This is a genomic window from Lamprobacter modestohalophilus (genome assembly GCF_016583905.1).
GTDB lineage: Bacteria > Pseudomonadota > Gammaproteobacteria > Chromatiales > Chromatiaceae > Lamprobacter > Lamprobacter modestohalophilus.
Window position 1 is genome coordinate 27,789 of record NZ_NRRY01000015.1, and the last position, 23,575, is coordinate 51,363.

The following is a 23,575-nucleotide window of genomic DNA, read 5'->3' on the forward strand; positions in this document are numbered from 1 at the left end:
GCTGATGGGTTAAGGATGCCGTCGTGCCCAACGGACCGCTGAATGGCGGATCTGGAACAAGGCCGAAAATCTAACAGAGACCTGACCACATCGACTTGACGATTCGTGCCATTATTCGCAAAACACTCGGGAATTCTGGAGATACGACCCGATGAGCGTCGCCCCGCCGAGCATCCCCTCGCTGCGTCTTGAAAGTCGATTGGGCTGCGCCGAGGACTTGCGGGTGCAGCCGCTGCTCGGCGTCCCAGCGCTGTTGCGCGAGTTTGGAATCGATCCCAGGGCCGCGCTCGAACGCGTCGGGATCGATCCGCGCGTCTTCCTTGATCCCGAACAACGCGTCCCCTTCGAGCAGGTCGGACGCCTGCTGGTCGAATGCGTCACCCTGACCGGCTGCCCCTGGTTCGGACTGCGGGTCGGCGAGCGCGCGGGCGCGTCCGTGCTGGGTCTGATCGGTGAGCTGGCGGGCCAGTCGGCCACCGTTGGGGCCGGGCTGCGCAGCCTCATCCTGCACTTTCATCTGCATGATCGTGGTGCGGCACCCGTGCTCCATGCTGGCCGTGGTCAGGACGTCGAGCTGGCCTATGTCATCCACACGTTCGGGATGCGGGGCGCCGCGCAGATCGCCGATGGCGCGATGGCGATCGCCTACCATCTGCTGCGGGGGCTCTGCGGTCCTGGCTGGGCACCCATCAAAGTGACCTTCAACCACCAGGCACCGGCCGATCCCGCGCCCTACCGTGCCTTTTTTGGCGCGCCGGTGCACTTCAACCAGAGCCGCCCGGCGCTGGTGTTCGCGGCACAGTGGCTCCAGCAACCCATTGCCGGGGCCGATGCCCTGACGCGCGAACACCTGTTGCGGCGGGTCGCCGAGATCGAGCGCGCCAAGCCGGCACTGTTTACGGACAAGGTCCGACAGGTTCTGATCGAGCTGATGGTGATCGACAAACCCTCGCTCGCAGCCGCCTGTGTGCTGCTCGGCGTGAGCCGACGCACCCTCTATCGTCGGCTCGAAGCCGAGGGCGCCCGTCCCGGCGAACTGCAGGACGAGGTGAACGAGTCTGTGGCGAAACAATTGCTGCTGGAGTCGCGGATGCCCATGAGTGAGATCGCCGCCACCCTGCATTATTCCGAATCCTCCGCCTTCTGGCGTGCCTTCAAGGGTTGGACCGGCATGACGCCGAGCGCCTATCGGCGTCAATTCGCCAGCCCCGCCGGCAGTTGACCGACAGGCGAGACCGCGGTGCCAAAAAACGACAAACTCCGGGTCTCGGGGCATTCCATCAACGAGCACGCCTTCAGGCTTGGTCTTGATGGTCGGCGCACCCCCGAAACCGTCCCGAAAAGGACCGTTCAGGCGAGTTCGCCAACGTGGGTATCCTGATGATGGCGCCGGCGGCAGGCTATTTTGGATTCAAGCTGCTGACCCGTCGCCATGGACGCATCACGAAGTTCTTCGCAGCGCTCGACGCTAAGGTATTTCGTCAGGCCATGTTAGAACTCCAAGAGGAGCTGGAACGCGTTCACAGACTGCTGAAGTCCGAGGGTTTTGATCGACACCCCAAGACCAACGATAGCGAGCTCGCAAAGCGAATGTTCGCAGAGGTTCTACGCCCGCGCGAGACGATCATCCGATTTAGCGAGCAGCGCGTGGTGTTGGTGGATGATCCAATACAAACCCTGAAAGAGCTGTTTGCGTACTACGTCGAACGCAATTTCGTCACGAAAGAGTATCGCGAAACAGTCTTGGTTAGCGATCAAGCACGTCATTCAGCGCAATCCCGATCGAGATCGTATTCTGCTTGAAGTTGTAATCGATCAGCGTATCGCCATAGCCACTAAAGCCGACCAGATAGCCGCGCAGCGGCCCGATGAGCTTCGGCGTCATCCAGCTCGCTCTGACCGCTCCCTTCGCTTCGGCCGGATTGCCCCGCGCCATCAGCGTGAAGCTATGGCCGCGCCATTTGTAGATGGCGGTGATGTCGCCATAGCCGTAGTAATCGGTGATGTCCGGGTTATCCTTATCGGAGCTTGAATCGTCGATCCTGATCCAAGGCCGGATCAGGAGCGCGAAGTTATCCTTCTCGAGCCCGATCTCGGCCACCAGACGATCCCAGCTGCGCGAGATCGGGTCGGAGCGACCATTGGATTCGTGGGTGTAGCCCAGGCTCAACAGGCGCCAATCGAAACCACCGAAGGACCATTGCGGCTGCCAGGCCACCTTGAGTTCCGGCATGTAGTTGGTATCGCGAAACGGGCTCGAGATATCGCCGTTATAGACCTGCCAGAAGCTCTGCTGGGTATAGGCGAACCAGAACCCGAGGCGCCGATCATTGGTCGCCCAGACCCGAGTCTTGAAGCTGATCTGAAAGGCGGCCTCAACCTTATCAAGATCGCCGTCCGTGCTCTCAACGGAGTTAAAGAGCGATTCAAAGGGCTGGTCGTTGGTGCGGCTCTGATAGCGCATCGGGTTGAGGTAATTGGGGCGGTAGAGCTTGATCAGATAGCGATCGCTGTCGGGCTCAAAGCTCCAAGCTCGATCGAACATCGACGCTGATGGCTCGGAGGCTGTCAATGCTGCCTCGCTGAAATCCGCTTGTTTCGCATCCGCAGCGTTCACCTGCATCGGCTTGCGAGCGGCTGTATCAGATTCAACCGGCTTCGCTGTCGCGAGCGGAGCGAGTTCCGGTGTTCGACCACTGATCTGGTCATAACAGGCCAGACGGCGTTGATCATCGCGAATCTCGGCACAGGATTGCATCCCTGCCGCAGCATTGGCCATAGCTGGTAACGCCACGCACGAAGTTGCGAGCAGCATTGCAAGCACCGTTGTAGGCAAACCACGCTGGCGCAACGGGTTGATTGGTTGAAACACGATTACTCGCCTCCTGCATATGAATGATGGGTCATCAATGAGACTCCTAGAGTCTCCGGAAATGCAATGTGGCCTTTTTATTCACAACGCATGATCGCAGCCCAAGATTTCAGGCTGCGCTCGATGAGAAGCGAATTGGCGAATTGACAAATCGATCGTTTGCTGCTTTCAGTGGTGCGACGATCAAAGGCCAAAAGTGTAGCATCATCATCGGCAGCGCTCGGCGGCGAGAGCGCGACCCAGCCGTTGCTGCTGAGAACGAGATTCTGAAACCTCTTTTTCCACATCCAAGCCGAACGTTGAGACGTCGCCCAACAGGCGTGCGCTGTCTTCTGCTCTGCGGCGTTGTCACGAGACCTGCTTGGCCGCTGTTCTTCGCCTTGTTGCTCCTGGCGTCCAACGGCCATGCGCTCAACAGCCAGGCATCAAACGGTCACCCGGAAGGCGCCTGGATAGCTGCGCTCGGGAGCGGCCCGGCAAGCACCCCGGAAGGCAGGGCAGCGGATGACATGCAGGACGGCATTGATCCAACGGCGACGGATAGCATCACCTACCAGCTGACCATCGAATCGCTCCCGACCCCCTTGCTGGAGCGCAGCATCATCGAGACTTCGATGCTCGAGCGCCTGCGCGAGTCGGCACCGGTTGGCGCGTTTGGGCTGATCGCGCGCGCCAACAACGATATCGATCGCATCGATCAAGTCCTGCGCAGCTTTGGCTACTACGATGCGCTGATCAGTCTCCGCATCGACGGCCGCGATCTCAGCGATCCCGGCTTGCTGCCACAGCTCGAGCGGTATACACCAGCGACGACCGTGGCGGTCGAGGTACTGATCGACAGCGGCCCGCTCTATCGGATCGACCGCGTGCAGCTCGAGGGTCCGGTGCCACCCGCCGCCCGCGCGGCCTTCGCCCTGAAGCCCGGCGCGCCGGCCACCGCACCCGAGGTGCTGGCCGCCGGCATCGCACTGCTCGACGCGCTGCAAGAAGACGGCTTTCCACTCGCGCAAGTCCCCCCACCCGAGGTCATCGTCAACCATTGGACAAGGACCATGGCGGTGACCTATCGCGTCGAGCCTGGCGACCGCCTACCCCTTGGCGAGATCGAGATCATTGGCCTCGAGCGTTTGCGCGAGGGCACTGTGCGGCGTCGGCTTGGCCTAAGGCCGGGGGAGCCGTTCAGCCCGAGCCGGCTCGAGACCGCGCGGCGGGCCTTGCTCGCGAGCGACGCCCTCGCCTCGGCGCGACTGACCCCAGCCACCGCGCCGGACGCCGGCGGGCGCCTTCCGCTCCGACTTGAGGTCGTTGAGCGCCCGCTGCGGGTGCTGCGACTGGCCGGCGCCTACTCGAGCGACGAAGGCGGCAGCCTCTCGGCGTCCTGGAGTCATCGCAACCTCTTTGGTGGCGCCGAGCGGCTGACGCTGGGCGCCGAGGTCAGTCAGCTCTCCGCAGGGCCGATCGGCGACATCAACGATTTTGTCCGCGCCAGCCTGCGGATTCCCGATCTCTGGCGCCGCGATCTCGATCTGCAGCTCGAGCTGGGCGCGGTCAGCGAGCGCCTCGAGGCCTACAATCGAGACGCGGTTACCGCATCGGCTGTGTTTGAGCAGCGGGTCTCGGCACGGCTCAGCCTGGGCGCCGGGATCGGTGTCGAGAACGCGCGCATCGTCCAGGACGGACCGGCTCAAGACCTTCGACTGCTGTCGCTCCCGATCACCGCCAACTGGGATTCCAGCGACGACCCACTCGATCCGCGCCGCGGCTGGCGACTGGCGGCCCAGCTAACGCCGACCCCCTGGGTGGAGGGCGATGAGGGCGACAGCTTCGTGCGCGCACGCCTGGTCGGCGCGACCTACTTCGATCTCTCGGAGCCGACAGCCGGCAACGAAGCGCCTGCATCGCCCGCATCGCACTCATCGCCGACCGATGGGGCCAGGCCCAAGCTGCTTGGGCGCCGGGTCTTAGCGCTGCGACTCGCGATCGGCCGCATCCTCGGCACCAACGTGAGCGCCATCCCGCCCGACTGGCGTTTCTATGCCGGCGGCGGTGGCTCGGTGCGCGGCTATCCCTACCAGTCGATCGGCCCGCGCACCGCCAACGGCTCGCCGGCGGGTGGCGATGCCCTGCTCGAAGGCAGTCTGGAGCTGCGTCAGCGGATCGGCGCACGCTGGGGGATCGCGGCCTTCGTCGATGTCGGCGACGTCTCCGCGGACGGCTTCCAGGGGTTCGGCAACCTTGCCGTGGGCGTCGGGCTCGGTGCGCGTTTTCATACCCCGGTGGGTCCGATACGCGTTGATCTGGCGAGCCCATTGACCGAGTCCGAAGACGATGCCTCGGTCCAGCTCTACATCGGCATTGGGCAATCATTTTGATGTCCAGGCAGCCGTGGCCCTGATGATGATGACGCACAAGAAACCGTTGAAACTGAAACGCTTGCTCAGGCATCAGCAGCGCCAAAAACGGCTGCGCCAACAACCTCTGAGCCAGCAGCGCTTCTGGACCTGGCTGAGGCTGGCCTTGGGTCCATCCCTCGCGCTCGTGCTCGGCGTTGGCCTGCTGATTGGCCTCAATAGCGAGCACGGCCGCGACCTGATCGCAAGCGCAATCAACAGCGGAACCGCCGGCCGGGTGCAGATCAGCGGCCTCGGCGGTTCGCTTCCGTTCGCACCGCGGGTGGAGTCGCTCGAGTTCGCCGACGCGGACGGATGCTGGCTGCGGATCGAACAGGCTCAGCTGGAGCTCAATCCCGCCGCGCTCTTGGTCGCCAAACTTGAGATCCGCGCGCTCACGGCCAATGCCGTTGACCTGCTGCGTCTACCGTCGGGCAACGCAGGCTCCAGTGGCGATTGGTCACCCCCGCTCGCACTCAACTTACAGCGACTGGAGATCGACCGACTCCGCCTGAACGGCCTGCTCGGGGCGGCACCAACCCTGTCGATTCAGGGCTCCGCTGCGCGATCGCGCCAAGGCTCGCTCGAGACCAAGCTCGCGATCAGACCGCTCGATCTGTCCGACCTGAGAGGTCTCGCGACCGTCAACCTTTGGCTCGAGCTCCGATCCGCGACAGCCGAGGCAAGCCTGACGCTCGCTGGTGACTGGGCTGGCCAACCGATCGCGGTGCAGATGCATCTGCGCCGCGACCAAGACGAGACGCTAGAGCTCTCACTGGGCGACAGCCACTGGTCCGGAGTCGGCGCCTCGGGCCAGCTGCGATGGTCAAGCCAAGAACCCCTTCCCTTCGGCGAAATCCGTCTTCAGGTCGCCAAGCTGGAGGCGCTGAATCCGCTGGTCGCGCCTTGGCTCCCGGTATCCGCGCCTGTCGCGCTGGCCGGACGTCTGAACGTCGAACTGAGCTCAGTCCCGAACGGGTTGCTGATTGCCGAGGTTGAGGGTGAGGGATTGCAGCTTCTGCAGCAGGTCCGGCTGGGGCGCTTGGCACTGCGGACCGAGATCGAGGACCTGTTGGAACAGCCCCGGATTCACTCGGTCCTTAAGCTCATTGACCTGAACTTGCCCGGCATTGGCGCCGACCTCAACGCACAGGCCAGCGGACCGATCACCAACTTGCTGCTGGATACCGAAGCCAGACTGCGCCTGAAGCCGTTGAGCAGCACCACCGAACTCCAGCTCAGCGCCACGGGCGAGCTAGAGCCCTTCGACCGGCGGCTGGGGCTGAGCGCAGCGTCGCTCGAAGTCATTCGACACAGGCCAGTTGCACCAGACCAAGTTGCACCAGACCAATCGGCACCACAGAGAGAGGGTCTCCGTGAAAACGGATCTGCGCTTGCGCGAGCCCCGGCGGTCACTGCTAACGGCCTTGGACTGCGACTGCTCGAGTCAGGGTATCTCGATTTCAGCGATGGCCTAAGCATCGACAAACTGGCATTTGCGCTCTCGGCACCGACGGCGAGCGGATTGCGGAGAGCCAGTGGCCGTGTCGGGCTCAGCGGACGGCTCGCACCAGCGCTTGCGCTGGATGCGCGCGCAATCGACGTCCCGCTCGCGACCCTGATTGACCTCGTGCCACTCAGTGCCGCGCTGCCCGAGCCGATCCGCAGGTTCAATGGACTTGTCGACGTCGAGACACGTCTGGAGGGTGAGCACAGCGCACCGAGCGGTCGTCTGGATCTGCTCGCACGAGAGATCCGTTCGGAGAACGGTGCCGCAGTCAGCCTGCCAAGCGGTGAGCTGAGGATCGCGCTGCGTATCGACCCAAAAGCGACGACGATCGAGGCATCGGCGTCGGCTGGCAAGCGCGCTCATCTGGACCTACGTGGTCAAATAGACGGCTCGCCGTTCACGACACTCGGAACCCTCTCGCTACGCTCACGCGGCCGTATCGACGCGAGATTGTTGAACCCTCAACTTGCCGCCAGTGGCCGAACACTGGATGGCGAGTTGGCCGTGGATCTCGGCATCAGCGGCCGACCAAACAAGCCACAGCTCGATGGCATCGTCCGATTCAGCGATGGCGCCTGGAAGGATCAGCTCAGCGGCCTGGTCCTGACTCAGATCGATGGCGAGATGGCGCTATCCGGCGACAGTCTCAGACTGACACGGCTGAGCGCGAGGGCCGACCCCGGAACGATCCAACTGAGCGGCAGTCTCGGATGGCTCGCGCCCGGACAACCCGTTGACCTCAACCTCAGCGCCCGAGCGGCGAGCCCGCTCCAGCTCGACCAACTTCAGCTCCAAGCCGATGCCGATCTTCGGCTCAGCGGCGAACTAGCGGGCGATATGAGACTCGAAGGCGGCCTTCGTTTCGACCAGATCGCGCTGCGCATCCCCGAGCGTTTCCCGGCGACCGTTGCGACGCTGGAGGTGAAGGAGATCGGGCCGCGTCGCCAGCCGCGGCGAGACCCGCCGCGCCGGAGCGGCTTTAACCTCGGCTCGCCAGCCGAGGTCGCGCTCGACCTGCGCATCGATGCCCCAGGCGCCATCACCCTCACCGGCCGCGGTGTCGATGCCGAGCTTGGCGGCCAGATCAACGTCCGCGGCAGCCTTGCCCACCCGGCCATCACCGGCGACTTCCGGCTCCTGCGCGGCGAGTACGAGCTGCTCGGTCAGCCGCTACGCTTCAGCCGCGGACGCATTGGTTTCGATGGCGCCTCGGTGCTCGACCCGACGCTCGACCTCGAGGCGCGGGTCCATGCCGAAGGTGCCACCGCCATCCTCAGCGTCGAAGGCAGCGCACGCCGGCCAGAGATCCGGCTCTCCGGCGAACCGGAGATGCCCGAGGACGAGGTGCTCGCCCGGCTGCTCTTTGGCCTGTCTCGCTCTCGGCTCTCGGCGCTGCAGGTCACGCGACTCGGACTTGCGGCAACCTCACTCGCGGGCATCGATAACCCGGCACTCGGACTGCTCGAGCGCACCCGCAGCGGACTCGGGCTCGACCGCTTTCGCCTCGATCGCGGCGCCGAGCGCCAAGGCCGCGGCGACGCCGTCCTCGAGGGCGGTCGTTACCTCAGCGAACGCGTCTATCTCGGCGCCCGCCAAGGCACCCGAGCCGGCGACACCCAAGGCATCCTGCGCATGCAGGTCAGCCCGCGCATTCGCCTCGAGACCGATGTTGGCGCCAACAGCGGCGCGCGCGCCGGCGCGGCCTTCGAGCTCGAGTATTAACCCGCACCAGAAGGGCGATATCGACGGAGGGCCTGGGGCATCACAGCCACTTCCTGTGCAAATGCCTGTTCGCCTGCCCGCAAGACGACAACGACCGTGAGCCCGCGCTGCAGGCGCTGGTACACCGGGTCGTTCGCGGCTCCCGGCACGACTTTGCGCTGCTGCTCGGCAAGCCCGAAGACGGCGACATGGTGCGCCGCATGGTCTTGGAGCACGGCTGCGAGCCGGTCGGCATCCCCTCTTGGCTGAGCAACGACCGCGGCCAACAAGGTCGCGACATCGACTCACTGCGCCGAGACAAACAGGCGCGCCTCGAGGAGATCGAGGGCGAGCTTGCGCAGCTGCGCACTGACCCCAAGATCGCCACCGCCCACGCCAATCTCGAGACCCTGGCCTGGTATCTGGAACATGCGGCACGTCAGCTCGGCGCACACGATCTCTGCCACATCACCGGCTGGACCATCGCGCCCGAGCCAAGCCAGCTCCAGCAGCGCTTATGGGATGCTGATATCCGCGCGATCCTGCGCTTCCCCGAGCCGCCACCCACGGTCAGCTCGCCGGTGATGACCCTCGATACCTGGTGGGCGCAGCCGTTTCAGCCGCTACTGCTGATGTGGGGCACGCCAGGCCATACCGAGGTTGACCCCAGTGGCGTCCTCGCGCTCATCGTCCCGCTGCTGTTCGGCTACATGTTCCCCGATGTCGGCCACGGCCTGATGCTGGTCGCATTCGCGATGCTTTTCTGGTGGCGCTGGCCGCAGATCCGCTTCCTGCTCCCCTGCGGTCTCTCGGCGATGCTCTTCGGCCTGCTGTTTGGTGACCTCTTTGGCTTCGACACGCTCATCCCCGCGCTCTGGATGAAGCCGCTCGAGGCGCCGATGATCGTGCTCGGCGTACCGATGCTGTTTGGCGTCCTGCTGCTCCTGCTCGGGCTCGTCTTTGCTGGCCTAGAGGCGCAGTGGCGTGGCACTTTACAACAATGGCTGCAGGTAGACGCGGCAGTTCTCGTGCTCTATCTACTGCTCCTGCTGACCCCATTCGTCCATGAGATCCTCTGGCTGGCGCCCTTGGCGCTGCTGCACTACTTCGTCGGCAGTGCCATGCAGGCGCGGGAGCAACGGCTCGCGGCGCTTGGCGCGGCGCTGGGCGAAGCGCTTGGCAGGCTGCTGCTGAGTCTCTTCGAGCTGGCGCTGAACACCCTCTCCTTTCTTCGAGTCGGCGCTTTTGCGCTCGCCCATGCGGCCCTCTCGCACGCGATCATGACGCTCGCGGACAGCGTCCAGCATCCCATGGGCTGGCTACTGATCCTAGTGCTCGGCAATCTGTTCGCCGTCGTACTCGAGGGTCTGATCGTGTTCGTGCAAACCACACGGCTGGTGCTCTTCGAGTTCTTCATCCGCTTCTTGCATGCCGATGGCCGCATCTATCAGCCAGTCCATCAACCACCCACCACCCAATGAGTCCTCAACCACTCACCACTCACCACTCACCACTCACCACTCACTACTCACTACTGCAAGATCCTCATGCAAGATCCGGATCAGCTCCTGCACCGCCAGCGGATGCGCGAAACCACCATGGCCGGTTGGCACGATCACCTCAGACTCGGCACTCGGCAGATGGGCACTCCAATAGGGGACGACCCCATCGGAGCTGCGACTGAGCTCGCCGCGCCGGCCACGGTTACCAATCACTGAATGCATCGGCACGCTGATCTCGGCCTGATCGAGCGCTGCCAAGAAGGGGGAGTCGGGTGAGAGCCCTTGGATGCTGGTTGGAATCCGATCGGACTCGAGACCCGCCAGACGATCAGTGACCAACTCGAGCTCATTGCGAACCCAGTTTGGCAATCGGATCAGGCGCGAGACCCAGAGCGCTACATTAAAGGTGGCAAGCCGGCTGCCGCGATGTGGCGTAAACATGAAGATGGCACGGCTGATGTCGTCGCGCGGCTCGAAGATCAGCGCCTGCCGCACCGGGCTGCTGGCCGGCAGCTGCGAGACTCCGGGCACGATTTGCTCCGCCGCAACGGCGTCCAACCCCGTAATCTGGGCTCGGGATAACACCCCGCCCATGCTATAGCCGACCAAGACGATTGGTTTGGTCGGTCCATGAACCGCCACCGCCTGATCGAGCTCCTCGCGGAGCTGCATGGCCGAAAGCGGTACCGGTTGTGCCGTTGGATAATAGAAGAACCAAAACTGGTAGTGCTCCCGCACGCTCGGGTCCGCCATCAACTCGCGCACCAGTCGGTTCCACATCTGCGGCGTGGTCATCAGGCCGTGCACCAGCACCAGCGGTCGCTTATCGGGATCAAACGGCTGCAAGAAGGTCAGCCGCGACTGACCCGCAAAGCGATCGGCACGCAGCAGATAACGCAGACCAGCGAGCGGCCCCGGCCCCAGTGCGCGAGTGGCGTCGAGCGGCGCCTCGAGGTCCATCGCGACCGGCAGCGGCTGGCGTTGGTCTCTCGGACCCGCGACAGGACCGAGATCAATCGACTCCACGCGCAGCGGATCAGCGAGAGCGACCCGGAGTTGATCGGCCTCCGGTGCCGGTAAGGCCAGCGCTGTGATCGGAATCCGGTAGCCACGTCTAGGTGCGTTGGCCCCGCCCGGAATGATCGAACCGACCGCGGGCGCTCCCAGCCCAGGCCGCTGCAGGCCTGAATCGGCCTTGAGTGGCCGACGCACCGGATCGATCTCGGCCAAGTCCTGCGGATCGCGCCAGTCCGACGGATCAGCGGGGGCCATGATCAGTTCAGGTGCAACCTCACCCTCGGCAATCGCAGGCAGAACGCGCTCCAGCATGCGCCGATACTGGGTCTGCGCCCGGGCGCGCTTGGCATCGCTAGCCTGCGTCGAGCCCAGGAGTTTGAGGGATTGCTCGAGACGCTCACGGGCCAGTTCTGGCGCTGGCTTGGTTGGCGCGAGGGACTGACAGCCACTCAGCGCGAGTGCCATCAGCGCCAACGCAAGCCATGCTGGCGACGGTGATCCCAACTGTCCGACAAGCCACGACACGGCCCACCGCTCAAATGGTCGCGGAGGTCGCTCTATGGCTTGTTGAATCAGCGCCAAAGCGGATCGGAAGCCGATGTGCTCTGCAGTTGCACTCGGTCTGGTCACATAGGTAGCGACCTAGTCGATATTGCCACGCCGATGTTGGTCGAACAGATAGCCGCCGATCAGGCCGGTACCAGCGCCAATCGCAGCGCCACGGCCCGCGTTGCCACTGATCGAGCCAATCGCAGCACCACCAGCCGCCCCCATCAGGGCGCCGCTGCCGGCACGGCTGGTGGTAGTCTCACCACAACCTGTCAACACCAGCATCGCCACAACCATCACTGAAACCAGGAAACCAATACGGTTCATCGTCAACACTCCACTCTAAGTCGATATAGCTCGATATAGCTCTAATTCCACGTCGCTTCGCGCAGCCTTGCGTCTTCGGCAGCAGCCGCGCTCTTTCGACATCGATACGCAAGCCCGGCGCAACCCCGGCGCAACAACGCGCTCAGCGGCAGGGATAGGCCTTGGCCAAGGCCCGCACCAAGCCAACCACGGGCTGCTCACCCATGAGCGTCGCATCGCCCTTGTTCGCCTCTGCCCAGGCGACGAAAACCGTGCGGCCCTTCGCGACCGTGGTGCCCTCTGGGTAGCAGATCAGACGCTTCATATCGCGCTTGTTTGCGACCCCATCGTGATACTGGACAGTCGCTTCGATAAAGCCGGTGCACGCCAGCTGGGCTGGCGAGCTTGGATCAGCGGCGCAGACCTGATAGAGGTCTTCCGTGGTGTCGAAGCGCAGGTCCTCGACTTCGACGGCGATGGCTGGAGCTGCCAGGATTCCAACCAAGGCGATCACAGAGGTCAAAGCGGCGGTCTCACGACCAAAACGACGGGGAGAAGACACGGCGGGACTCCTTCGCTAGTTTTAGGGGAACAGATTAGGGGAACAGATCTGAACTTCGGTAGGGCGACCGCAAGATTGCTGCCAAGGCAAATCGATGCACCGGCAGTCAACGTCGGCTGACCAACGCGCGACCTGTCGACTGACATCGTACGATTTGGGCGTATGCGAGCCGCAGAGCAGGCCTCAGGTCTAGGCGGCAGGATGATAAGCGATCGCGCCGCCGCAGGGTTAGCATGTTCAGGCTTAGAAATGAGCCGTGACCCACGCCTTGGGTGGCTGGTCGCAGCGAAGTGGCCGAGTTCAGCATGGCCTTCAGCGGCGATCGAAAAAAGTTCCGCGCTGTTCAGCGATTGACCGATCTAAGCAGAACGACACAAAACCGTAACCTGGGCAAGGGTCAGGAGGCCCGAGCCTACCAATTACGCACAGGGTTATCCACAGGCGCCGTGGATAACCCGAGCTTGACAAAGGGCGATCGAACGTTCTCGAGACGGGAGCGCTAAATCGCGCTAAGTCTTTGATTTAATGTCGACTGCTCAGTCAATGCGCATGTCGATGATGGAGCCTGCAAGGCCCTGTTCAGCCAATGAATTGCGTTTGTTATCGGCAATCCATCAACAGGGTTGTGCACAGGGTCTGTGAATAGATGACGGGCAGCAGAGTGACGCTGACCCAGTGGATCAGCGGAGAATCCAGTCGTCTGAGCCGGGTCCGCAGTCGCTTGGATGGCAGACCAGATCCGGTTACCCTCTCGCGGCATGAAGTAGCAACAGGTCAGGCAATGAAGATCACAAAGAAACGGGCGCTCTGGATCGTCGGCCTGATGCTGGCGCTGCTCGCCGCGCTTAGCGGTTACGTCTTCTTCATCTCCACCAACGCCGCCCTGAGCCGTGCTGAGGCCTTTGAGTTTCGGCGCATGCAGGTGGCACGCGTCGGCGCTGAGAACGTCTTTCGCTTCTTCTTTGTCAGCAACCGGACCGCTGAGCCTGGCGCAGGGCCGCTGATCGAGCGGATTGGTAACCAGCGCTCGTCGGAGCTGCTGTTCGGCTCCTTCGATACCGAGATCGAGCCAACCTTGGGCCTGGGCATGTGGCTGGACGAAAGCAGCTGGCTCCTCGATGAGGAGATCCAGATCAGGAACATCACCCGGCTCGATCAGACCGCCTTCATCCAACAACTGCGCGGCATGGTCTCGGCCTCACCCCATCAGGGCATACTCCTTCTTGTGCATGGGCTGCGCACGGACCTGGATTACGCGATGCGCGGCACCGCCTTCCTCGCCCACATCCTCGACATCAATGCCCCGGTGCTGGTGTTCGACTGGCCGGGGAACCAAGGCGACACCTTGCGCGGATACCGCCAAGCGCAACGCATCGCGACCACCTCTGGCGCCGAGTTCGCAGCGACGCTGCGCCTGCTGATCGATGAGGTACGCCCGCAGCGTCTGTGGGTGGTGGCCAACAGCTTAGGCTCTCAGGTTGTGGTCGATGCAATTTCAGTGCTCGCCCAGGCCCCGGACCTCGCCGACGCCGAGCGCGAGATCAGCGATGTCATCCTGACCGCGCCCGACATCAGCAGCAGCCGATTCAACGCGCAATTCAAGCATCAGCTCGCAGCGCTGGTCGACGACACCACCATCTACGTCTCCTCGAACGACCGCGCCCTACTCTTGAGTCGGCTGGTCAATCTGCAACGCCGACTCGGGCAAAGCACACTCGACAAGACCGATGCCGAGCTCATCGACGAGATCGAGCAGCTGCTGGAGCTGGTCGAGGTGGAGAGCAACGACGGCCGGGTCGCGCTGGTCGACGTGACGCCGGTCAATCGCACGCGCAACTTCCACAACTTCAGTCTCGAGGTGCCGGAGTATTTCGACGACATGTTTCTGCGCCTGACCAATCCCGGTAGCCCGCTGAACCGTCAGCGCTACCAATTCCGCACGCCCGACGGCCGGCTCTACTCGGTCCTCACCCGCGGTCGCTGATGCACGATCCGGATCGCACACTCTCATATCGCATGCTCATCTCGCACGCACATATCGCACGCACATATCGCATGCTCATCTCGCACGCACATATCGCACGCTCATAGGCACAGCACATGATGAACCCCCTGCGCGCACTCAAGCGCCTGCTCAAACGCCTCGGCCTCTGGGCGCTGATCGCCACACTTGGATTCCTCACCGGCGTCGTCGTCCTCTATGTGCTTTGGGTCCGCAGCGGACCCCCGGTCCAGCTCTGGCATACCGTTGAGCTGGAGGAAGAGTTCAATGCTGATCGGGCTGAGGAGATCACAACCTTTGCCGACTACCAAGCGTTAGAGGCGCGGCTCTTCCAGGAGCTTGAGGATAAGGTCTACGCCGTCACGCCCACCGGTCCCGATCAGATCCTGAATCGCTTTAGCAGCGGTAGCGCCTCCGATCCAAGAGATCGGGAGCCGAACTGGAATCGCAGCTTCGAGCTAATGCCCGCCGGACAGCCAATCGGCGGCGTCTTGCTGTTGCACGGAATGTCCGACGGCCCTTACAGCCTGCGTGCGCTTGGGCTGGCACTCGCCGAGCAGGGCTATCAGGTGCTAGGCCTGCGCATGCCCGGCCACGGCACGGCGCCGGCCGGCTTGCTCTCGGTGACCTGGGAGGACATGGCGGCCGCTACTCGCCTCGGCATGGCCCATCTGGCCGATCAGCTCGGTGGCAAACCGCTGCACATGATTGGCTACTCGACCGGCGCCGCGCTTGCGCTGGATTACACCCTGGATGCAATGGCAGCGGACGAGGCACTGCTAGCGGATGCTGCGCCTAACGCTAGCGATGCTAGCGATCGCAAATCAGATCACGAATCAGCTCAGCAATCGACCACAGACTCCGCAGCCGGCTCTGATACGGGCTCTGTTGAGCACTCTGATGCGGGCTCTGAAGCGGCCTCAACAACGGGCTCTGAATCAGCGGTCAATGCTGGCTCTGAAAAGCGCGCCGCAACAGGCTCGGGCTCGGGCAAGGCCGTATTGCAGGTACCAACGAGTCTGGTGCTGGTCTCACCGGCGATCGGCATCACCAAAGCCGCGGCGGTGACGCCTTGGTTGGTTCGTTTGTCGAAGCTACCGGGGTTAGAAAAGGTCGCCTGGACGACGCTACTGCCGGAGTTCGATCCGTTCAACTACAACGCCTTCACTGCCAATGCCAGTCTGCAAGTACACCGGATGACACGCTCAGCCACCGCGCGAATGCGGCAGCTCGCGCGCCAAGGCCCCATCACGAACTTCCCCGCCACTCTGGTGCTACTCAGCGTGGTGGACGCGACCGTCTCGCCCGATGCGGCCATCGACAATCTGCTCGGGCTCCTTACGGAGGGTAGCCACGCGCTGCTGCTCTATGACATCAATCGCGTTGCGGTGACGTCCCCGCTGCTGGTCACCGATCGCGCTGCGCTCGCGCAACAGCTCCTCGCTGATGACAGCCTGCCTTTTGAGCTGACGCTGATGACGAACGCGAGCCCCGAGACGCGCGAGGTGGTCGCCTTGCGCAAACCACCCTTCAGCGCCGAGCCGATGACGCGAGAAACGTTAGACGAGCCATGGCCTCAAGATGCGCTCTCACTCTCTCATGTCGACCTGCCGTTTCCGATCGATGACCCGCTCTACGGGCGCTACCCACCGGAGCAGAGCACTGAGGTGTTCTTAGGTCAGCTTGCGGTGCGCGGCGAGCGCGGCGTGCTCAAGGTGCCGGCTCAATGGCTCTTGCGGCTGCGTCATAACCCGTTCTACGACTACCAGGAGCAGCGGGTGCTCGATTGGATCGATGACGCCAGCGCACAACGCGCACGGGCACCGAACATGGCGATGCCATAAGACTAACACTGGCTGTTTGGACGGTTCTATCGGGCAATGCGACCTAACCCTTGAAGCCTTGCATTCGCCTCCCCTCGATTGAATCATCCGACCAGGCGCTTTCGTTGTTGCCCTGACATCGCCTTTGGTGTGGACCTAACGCTCATGGCGCGGCGCAACACCGGAAAATGAATCGCGAGAGATTCACGTTAACGGCCATCGAAAGCTGTTCTGACGTGATGCCCTCAGGCCGGAGGTTGGCCGCGTTTACAATGGAAGCCTATTTCGGGTTGTTTGCAGCGGCCTTCGTGGCTGCGACGCTGTTGCCGTTCTACTCGGAGGCGCTGCTGGTTGGCCTGCAGGCCGCTGACTACGACCCGCTGACGCTTTGGTTCTGGGCGACCGCCGGCAACACGCTGGGCGCTGCGGTGAATTGGGCGCTCGGCCGCTGGCTGCTGCGTTTCCAAGATCGGCGCTGGTTCCCGTTCAAGCCCGAGAAGCTTGGCGTTGCCCAGCGTTGGTATCAGCGCTGGGGTGTCTGGTCCCTACTCATGGCCTGGCTACCGGTGGGCGGCGATGCACTCACCTTTATCGCCGGGATGATGCGAGTGCCGTTCGCGCTGTTCTTTGTGCTTACCTGGATCGGCAAGGGCGCGCGCTACGCAGCGCTACTTGGGCTCTTCGGTTGGGCCGCGAACCTGGCATTTTAGGCATCCGCAGGAACAGAATTTTAGCGCTTCAAAGCTTGATTAGCGCAACCTCTGCGCTGGCTCAGCCTACCGGTGCAGGGGTTGTTTGCACCGTTACTTGGAAGACGTCTATCAACTGCTTCCCGATTTGAGTGCCACTGTCCGGCAAGCATCGGGAAGCAGAAAATGGACGGCCACTTAGCCCTGCATGCGCCGAATGATGCCGCTGGTGCTGCGCTCTTCGAGCAGCGGTATCAGGACCAGCTCGCCGCCCCAGCTGCGGACTTGCTCGGCGCCGACGACCTGGTCTGGCTGGTAGTCAGCACCCTTGGCGAGCACGTCGGGCCGCAATGCCTCGATGAGCTTGAGCGGGGTGTCTTCGTCGAACAGCACGACGGCATCGACGGCGGCCAGAGCGGCCAGGACCCGCGCGCGATCCTGCTCGCCGATGAGCGGACGTTCTGGGCCCTTGAGCGCACGCACCGAGCGATCGCTATTCAGACCAATGATCAGACGCTGGCCATGGCGTCGAGCGCGCTCTAGATAGGTCACATGGCCGGCATGCAGCAGGTCGAAGCAGCCGTTGGTAAAGACCACGCGCTCACCGCGAGACTGCCAACTGCGCACCCGCACCTGCAGCTCCGTGAGGCTGCAGAGCTTGGCGGCCTGCTCCAAGGCGGCCTCGTCGCTGATGGCATGCTCAAGCTCGCCCAGACGGATAGCAGCGGTGCCGACCTTAGCGACGACAACCCCGGCAGCGAGGTTGGCAAGATGGGCGCTGTCGATCGGGTCGAGCCCGGCAGCGAGACCAGCGGCGAGCGTGGCGATGACCGTATCGCCGGCGCCCGAGACGTCGAACACCTCGCGTGCAACAGCGGGGATGCGCGTCTGGCGGTCGGATTCGACGACCAGCAGGCCGAGCTCGCCGAGCGTCAGCACCAGGCGGTCGAGCCTCAAGTCGGCGCGCATTTGGCCGGCGCTGGCGATGAGATGCTCGAGATCGGTTGGGTCGACATGAGCGGCTTGCGCCAGCTCGGCGCGGTTCGGCGTGATCAGGCTGGCGCCGAGATAACGATCGAAGTCGCGGCCTTTGGGATCGACCAGCACCGGTACCCCCTGCTCACGCGCCGCGCTGATCAGACGCTGGCAAAGGCCACCGTAGAGCACACCCTTGGCATAGTCAGACAGTAACAGGACCGAGGCATCGCTGAGCTGGGACAGGATCAACGCAAACAGCCGATCTTCCAGCTCGGCGCTGAGCGGCGCGATGCGCTCGGCGTCGATGCGCAACATCTGCTGATGATTCCCGAGCAGTCGGGTCTTGGTGGTGGTCGGCCGGCTTGGATCAGCGAGCACGGCGCTGGTCTCGGCCCCCTGCTCAGCGAGCAGCCGCAGCAAGCGCTCGCGGTTTTCGTCTTCACCGGTGACGCCGGCGATGCTGACCCACAGACCAAGCCCGATCAGATTGCGCGCGACGTTGGCGGCCCCGCCCGCGGTCTCCGTCTCGCGGTCGAGATGCAGCACCGGCACCGGCGCCTCCGGCGAGATGCGCCCAACCTGGCCCCAAAGGTAGCGGTCGAGCATTAGATCACCGACGACCAGGACCCGCACACCGCCAAAACCGTTGCGCACCGCGGCCAGCGCCTGGCCGGAGATCAAGCCTGGGTCGTGCTTTGGCTCCTGCTCTGGCTCCTGCAGCTGAGCTACCGTTTCAGACTCCGCCTCTAGTGGGCTCATGGACATGATCCCTTCAGTGCCTATTGGCGGCGTTGTAGGCGCGCTGCTCGACCAGGTCGCACAGAATATGGCCGATGAGCATCTGTGCTTCTTGGATGCGAGCGGTATTGGCCGAGGGGACCTCGAGCCAAAGCTCGCAGCACTGTCGCAACCGCCCACCGCCCGCGCCGGTCATGCCGACACGGTAGACCTGGAGCCGCTCGGCACGTTCCATGGCGCGCACGACGTTGGCACTGTTGCCCGAGGTTGACATCCCGACGAGGACGTCGCCAGGACGGCAAAGCGCCTCCACCTGACGCGCAAATACCGACTCAAAGCCGTAATCGTTGGCGATCGAGGTCAAAACGGCGGTATCGGTGGTAAGCGCAATCGCCGGGAGGCCAGGACGCTCCCGCTCGAAGCGACCGACCAGCTCTGCGGCCAGGTGCTGGCTATCGGCTGCACTGCCGCCGTTGCCCATCCAGAACACGCGGCCGCCGCGCTCGATGGCGGCGGAGACCTCGGCGGCAAAGGTCTCGATCGGGGCGCGCAGTTGCTCGAGCGCTTGCACCAGCTCGATATGCGCGCTCAGGGCGGAACTGATGGGATCGGGCTGGAGGCTGGTTTTAAGGTCGCTCGTTGACAAGGCGGCTCCTGTTTGGCGGGACGTTACCATGAAACAATCGCGTCTCTTGCGGGTTGGCGACGCGCTCTGTCTTTTAGCCCGGTGCTGCGACGCATTAGCAGCGCCGTCTCAGACCCGCAATCACCAAGCTAAGAAAGCGTCCACCAACTGCTTCTCGATTTGAGCACCACTGTCCGCCAAGAATCGGGAAGTAGAAAATGGACGGCTACTAACGGTTTCCGTTTCATGACGCCTAGGTGACCGAATGAAGGTAGCAACAGCGGCCGCTTCTTCACTATGCTCCGGGACCCCGCTCAGGGTACAACCAGCCGCAAAGAGGCGTCGCTCTCCAGTCACTCGCGCCGAGGATAATCCATGAAACGACAAACCAACAGCCTGCTCATCAGCCTTTCAGCCTTGGTGCTGAGCGGGCTCTTGCTCCTGCCATCGATGCTGCTCGCGGCCGAGAAACCGCTTCGCCTCTATGGCGTCGGGGCCACCTTTCCAGCCCCCTTGCTCTCGAGCTGGATGCACAGCTTCACCGCCGAGCACCCGCTCATCCAACCGGATTATCAAGGCATCAGCAGCGCCGGCGGTCTGCGGGATCTGGCCTCAGGCCACGTCGATTTTGCCGCTGCTGATTATCGGATTCCGGAAGAGGATGCCGCCCAGTTGGCCGGGGGCATCATCCAACTGCCAATGGCGGCAGCAGGCATCGCCCTGATCTACAATCTGCCCGAGGTTGGACAGCTGCGGCTGTCACGAGCTGCGCTGATCGGCATCTTTGGTGGCCAAATCGGGCGCTGGAACGATCCTCTGATCGCCAAGACCAACCCCAACGCCTCACTTCCTGACCTGCCGATCACCTTGGTAGCACGGGCTGGCGCGAGCGGAACCAGCTTCAATCTGACGGCGCACCTGAGTGCGATCAGTCCAGACCTCACCAAGCGCGTCGGCACCACGCTGACCCCGGACTGGGGCAAGGTGATCAACCGCGCGGGTGGACTGATCCGCGCCTCGGGCAATGACGGTGTCACCTCGCTGGTCCGTTCGATCCCAGGCTCAATCGGCTACGTCGCCTATCCTTATGCAGACTTCACCAACACACCAATGGCCGCGATCGAAAACAAGGACGGCCAGATGGTCGTGCCCACTGCGCTCAGCTTCGCAGCTTCGATGGCTGCGATCAGCCAGTCGCCAACGGCCACTGCGCTGATCGACCCCAGCGGCGAGAACGCCTATCCGTTGATCGCGCTGTCTTACCTCATGCTGCGCAAGCACTACGATGATCCGCGAAAACAACAGGCGCTTGTCGACATCGTCGACTATGCACTCGGACCAGGCCAAAAGCTCGCCGCGCGTATCGGTTACATCCCCTTCTCAACCGGGGCGATCGAATACGTGCAACAGGCGCTCGAGCCGCTCAGGCAGACAGCGGCCCCGTAAAACCGCTAGCGCACACGGATGTGCTGGTAGATATTCAGGTAGTCCTGTGCTGGCCTGGCCCACGAGTTGTCCATTCGCATCCCGTTGAGGCGTAGCTGGCGAAAATGATCGGGGTGCTGCTGCCACAGCCCAATGGCACGGCCGAGCGCGGATTCCAGCCCCTCGAAGGTCAGCTCATCGAAGACGTAGCCATTGCGCTCTTCGTAGGGGCGGTCGCTGTAGTTGGCGTCGAACACCGTATCCGCGAGACCGCCGACCCGTCGCACGATGGGCACGCAGCCGTAACGCATCGCGATCATCTGGGTCAGACCGCAGGGCTCGTAAACGCTGGGGATCACAATCATGTCGGCGCCGGCGTAGATCAGATGCGCCAGCTCCTCGTCGTAGCCAAGCTCAAGGTGAGCGTCAGGATGATCAGCCAGGGACTGCTTCGCATCCCAGAAGATGGCGTTGATCGCCGGCTCTTGGGCGCTGCCAAGCAGCACGAACTGCGCATCCTGCTGCAAACTGTAGTCGATGCTATGGCGAATCAGGTCGATCCCCTTCTGCCGATCAAGCCGGCTGACCACCGCGACGATGGGCTTGGGCGTATCAACCAGACCGAGCCGCTCGCGCAGGGCAGCCTTGTTCTCTGCCTTGCCTGGCAGCTTTTCTAGAGCGTAGTTAGTGGCGATAAAGGGGTCGGTCGCCGGGTTCCAGGTCGTGGTATCGATGCCGTTCAGCACGCCGCCGAACTTGCGGTCCTGGTCGCGCAGCACGCCCTGCAGCCCCATCCCTTGGTCGGTGTGCTGAATCTCCCAGGCATAGCGCGGCGAGACCGTGGTGACGAAGTTGGAGAAGACGATACCGCCCTTCATCAGGTTGACGGCCTGTGGGTTGCCCGGGTCTTGTAGGCGATCCGGCACCATCAGGCGGCCCACATCGAGGCCGTTCATCTCCAGCACCTTAGGCGTCGTCCAACCTTGATGACCCAGGTTATGCAGCGAGTAGCAGACGCGAGTCTTGTCCAGCCCGAGCGCGGTATAACGCTCGAACAAGAGTACCGGCACCAGCCCGGTTTGCCATTCGTTGCAGTGGATGATGTCTGGACACCTGCCAGAGGCCACCAGAAACTCGAGGATGGCGTGCGAGAAGAAGGTAAAGCGGTCCGGGTCGTCGGCATCGCCATAGATGGCGCCGCGGTTGAAGAAGCCGTGCTCGGAATGGGCATCGATGAAGTAGCAGCGCAGCCCGTCAACCAGACCAACCTCGACATCACAATGCACAGCGCGGTCGAAGAACGGCACCCAGAGATCCGGGTGCTCGAGGGTCATGTCCTCGACCCGGTCGTAGCGCAGGCAGTCGTACTTGGGCAGGATGATCTCGACCTGGTGGCCTTGGGCCGCAAGCTCGCGGGATAGTCCCTGCACGAAATCGCCGAGGCCACCGGCCTTGGCAACCGGCGCGCACTCCGGCGTGGCCATCAGGATATACATACAACCGTTCTCAATCAGATAGCTAGAGGATCAGGGGTCAGGACTCGCGCTCGTCGACCGGCAGCCGCGGCAGCCGCGCGAGGAGCGCTGCCAGCAGCTCGTCGTCATCGAGCGCGACGCGAAACGAGAAGCGTCCGCCCGGCCCGACGCGAAACGGGTGCCCGCCAAGGTCGAGCAGGCTACCAGGCGCAGCGCTGCCGAAGACATGCAATTCACCACGGATCACAGCGCCCTCGCGGGATGGATACGGGGACAGCGGTCCACTGCCGCGCGAGACACGCGTTTCCGATGGCGCAACATCTTGCCGGTTTGGCAGCGCCTGGTCCAATAGAACCTGCACTGAGTTGGTTTCGATGAACGGATCAGGGACCGGGTCTGGAGACGAATCAGGGGTCGAATCAGACCCCAGATCACCGGCTGTCCGAGACTTCAGATCATCGGCCGCATCAGACGTCGCAGGCGCGACCCTGACCAGCGGAAAGGGGCTACCGCGCAACTCAGGACGCTCCGAGAGCGCCGCTAGGGAGAGATCGGGAAAGCGGGTCGCGGGCAGCAACCCGCTCCAGTCTTGTGCAGATCCCGGGCTACCACGATCAAGCGTTAGCGCCGCCGCAACGTCGACCTGCTCTGCTGCAACAGACCCCGCTAGCGGTTGCTCGGCATTACCCTTGACCAATGCTCCTGCGAGTGCCGAGGTCGGTGCGGGTGCCGATCCTAACGCCGAAGCTGGCGCCTGTGCCGCGCTAACGCTTGGACTCGACGTCAACATCGAATGACGATTGAGCGCCTGCAGATCAGCAGCTGAATCAGACAGCGGAGCGCCTGTCGAGGCCAGCCCTGCCGGGCGTCTCGGGGCCTCAGAAACAGGCTCGCGAGGAACCGAGATCGCTGGTGCTTGGGCAATGGCCAGCGCGTCCGATGACGCATCGACTTGCGCATCGACTTGCGCAACGCCGGCGTCCGCGGTTCTAGGCTCGAGTCCGCGAGGCTCCGGAACCGCATCCAGGCGATTCGAGCGCGCCAGCAGCAGCCAGCCGCCGTCGCGCTGCCCTTCAAAACCAAGCTCGGCCTGCAGCGGGCCAACCACCGGCGCCTCGAAGCGAGCGTAGCCGGTAGAGAGGCTGCTGAGGTCGGCGAAGACCGCCTCGGCCAGACGGCCCCCTTCGCCATCGGCACGTCGATGACAGAGCTTGGCGACAGGCTGAAGCGCGGCAAAGGCCATGCGCGCCTGCTGGATCAACGCCGGATCGAGCGACCACTCGAGCGCGACACCACCACCAGCGATGGGATAGAGCACCAGCCGCGGTGCCAGATCTGGATTCGGGAACTGCGCTGTGCGCTCAGGCGACATGGTCGCACTCCATGCGCGCGGCCGGGGTCATGGCAGCAG

17 protein-coding genes and 1 pseudogene are annotated in these 23,575 nt (G+C 63.4%); 9 read left to right on the top strand and 9 right to left on the bottom strand.

Annotated features, from left to right (window positions below; all coding sequences use genetic code 11):
* Nucleotides 1-151 precede the first annotated feature (151 nt).
* Nucleotides 152-1,222 carry an AraC family transcriptional regulator gene (locus tag CKO42_RS10770; protein WP_200243492.1) on the top strand — a complete coding sequence of 357 codons (1,071 nt, stop codon included), beginning with the start codon at nt 152-154 and terminating at the stop codon, nt 1,220-1,222.
* Between the two features lie 140 nt (nt 1,223-1,362).
* Nucleotides 1,363-1,803 (top strand): annotated as a pseudogene (locus tag CKO42_RS10775) (DUF3037 domain-containing protein); the annotation flags it as partial.
* On the opposite strand, the gene CKO42_RS10780 reads toward CKO42_RS10775, so the two are convergent.
* Entirely contained in the window at nt 1,748-2,779 is a 1,032-nt protein-coding gene (locus tag CKO42_RS10780) for a phospholipase A (protein WP_242479296.1), read from the bottom strand. The pseudogene CKO42_RS10775 and the gene CKO42_RS10780 overlap by 56 nt on opposite strands.
* Before the next feature lie 170 nt (nt 2,780-2,949).
* Nucleotides 2,950-3,279: a hypothetical protein gene (locus tag CKO42_RS10785; protein WP_200243495.1), complete on the bottom strand. Its 330-nt coding sequence runs from the start codon at nt 3,277-3,279 to the stop codon at nt 2,950-2,952.
* 102 nt (nt 3,280-3,381) lie between these two features.
* Between CKO42_RS10785 and CKO42_RS10790 the strand changes: the two genes are divergently transcribed.
* From CKO42_RS10790 to CKO42_RS10800, 3 genes are all read left to right on the top strand, one after another.
* Nucleotides 3,382-5,244: an autotransporter assembly complex protein TamA gene (locus CKO42_RS10790; RefSeq protein ID WP_200243498.1), complete on the top strand. Its 1,863-nt coding sequence runs from the start codon at nt 3,382-3,384 to the stop codon at nt 5,242-5,244.
* Between the two features lie 28 nt (nt 5,245-5,272).
* A complete protein-coding gene (locus tag CKO42_RS10795) occupies nt 5,273-8,494 on the top strand; it encodes a translocation/assembly module TamB domain-containing protein (RefSeq protein ID WP_200243505.1) in 3,222 nt (1,073 codons plus the stop codon).
* 188 nt (nt 8,495-8,682) lie between these two features.
* Nucleotides 8,683-9,954 carry a V-type ATPase 116kDa subunit family protein gene (locus CKO42_RS10800; RefSeq protein ID WP_200243507.1) on the top strand — a complete coding sequence of 424 codons (1,272 nt, stop codon included), beginning with the start codon at nt 8,683-8,685 and terminating at the stop codon, nt 9,952-9,954.
* 33 nt (nt 9,955-9,987) lie between these two features.
* Here CKO42_RS10800 and CKO42_RS10805 read toward each other — a convergent pair whose 3' ends face one another.
* The 3 genes from CKO42_RS10805 to CKO42_RS10815 all read right to left on the bottom strand — a co-directional run bounded on the left by CKO42_RS10805 (nt 9,988) and on the right by CKO42_RS10815 (nt 12,409).
* Nucleotides 9,988-11,517, bottom strand: a complete 1,530-nt coding sequence (locus CKO42_RS10805; RefSeq protein ID WP_338034900.1) for an esterase/lipase family protein — start codon at nt 11,515-11,517, stop codon at nt 9,988-9,990.
* 117 nt (nt 11,518-11,634) lie between these two features.
* Nucleotides 11,635-11,868 (bottom strand): glycine zipper family protein, encoded by a 234-nt coding sequence (locus CKO42_RS10810; protein WP_200243510.1) that lies wholly within the window; start codon nt 11,866-11,868, stop codon nt 11,635-11,637.
* 142 nt (nt 11,869-12,010) lie between these two features.
* Complete coding sequence (locus CKO42_RS10815) at nt 12,011-12,409, bottom strand: Rap1a/Tai family immunity protein (protein WP_338034901.1); 399 nt, start codon at nt 12,407-12,409, stop codon at nt 12,011-12,013.
* A 781-nt stretch (nt 12,410-13,190) separates the two neighbouring features.
* Here CKO42_RS10815 and CKO42_RS10820 point away from each other — a divergent pair.
* The 3 genes from CKO42_RS10820 to CKO42_RS10830 all read left to right on the top strand — a co-directional run bounded on the left by CKO42_RS10820 (nt 13,191) and on the right by CKO42_RS10830 (nt 16,944).
* Nucleotides 13,191-14,393 (top strand): alpha/beta hydrolase, encoded by a 1,203-nt coding sequence (locus CKO42_RS10820; RefSeq protein ID WP_200243512.1) that lies wholly within the window; start codon nt 13,191-13,193, stop codon nt 14,391-14,393.
* A 116-nt stretch (nt 14,394-14,509) separates the two neighbouring features.
* Nucleotides 14,510-16,255 carry an alpha/beta hydrolase gene (locus CKO42_RS10825; protein ID WP_200243514.1) on the top strand — a complete coding sequence of 582 codons (1,746 nt, stop codon included), beginning with the start codon at nt 14,510-14,512 and terminating at the stop codon, nt 16,253-16,255.
* A gap of 251 nt (nt 16,256-16,506) precedes the next feature.
* A complete protein-coding gene (locus tag CKO42_RS10830; RefSeq protein ID WP_200243516.1) occupies nt 16,507-16,944 on the top strand; it encodes a YqaA family protein in 438 nt (145 codons plus the stop codon).
* Nucleotides 16,945-17,121: 177 nt separating this feature from the next.
* On the opposite strand, the gene rfaE1 is transcribed toward CKO42_RS10830, so the two are convergent.
* Both rfaE1 and CKO42_RS10840 read right to left on the bottom strand, forming a co-directional pair.
* Nucleotides 17,122-18,666: a D-glycero-beta-D-manno-heptose-7-phosphate kinase gene (rfaE1, locus tag CKO42_RS10835; RefSeq protein WP_242479297.1), complete on the bottom strand. Its 1,545-nt coding sequence runs from the start codon at nt 18,664-18,666 to the stop codon at nt 17,122-17,124.
* A 7-nt stretch (nt 18,667-18,673) separates the two neighbouring features.
* Nucleotides 18,674-19,285, bottom strand: a complete 612-nt coding sequence (locus CKO42_RS10840; protein WP_242479298.1) for a D-sedoheptulose-7-phosphate isomerase — start codon at nt 19,283-19,285, stop codon at nt 18,674-18,676.
* Between the two features lie 354 nt (nt 19,286-19,639).
* Here CKO42_RS10840 and pstS point away from each other — a divergent pair, with 354 nt between their 5' ends.
* Nucleotides 19,640-20,710: a phosphate ABC transporter substrate-binding protein PstS gene (pstS, locus tag CKO42_RS10845; RefSeq protein WP_200243520.1), complete on the top strand. Its 1,071-nt coding sequence runs from the start codon at nt 19,640-19,642 to the stop codon at nt 20,708-20,710.
* 5 nt (nt 20,711-20,715) lie between these two features.
* Here the strand turns inward: pstS and CKO42_RS10850 are convergent, their stop codons facing one another.
* Both CKO42_RS10850 and CKO42_RS10855 read right to left on the bottom strand, forming a co-directional pair.
* Entirely contained in the window at nt 20,716-22,185 is a 1,470-nt protein-coding gene (locus CKO42_RS10850; RefSeq protein WP_200243524.1) for a glycogen synthase, read from the bottom strand.
* Between the two features lie 37 nt (nt 22,186-22,222).
* Nucleotides 22,223-23,536 carry a serine/threonine-protein kinase gene (locus tag CKO42_RS10855; RefSeq protein WP_200243527.1) on the bottom strand — a complete coding sequence of 438 codons (1,314 nt, stop codon included), beginning with the start codon at nt 23,534-23,536 and terminating at the stop codon, nt 22,223-22,225.
* Between the last annotated feature and the right edge of the window lie 39 nt (nt 23,537-23,575).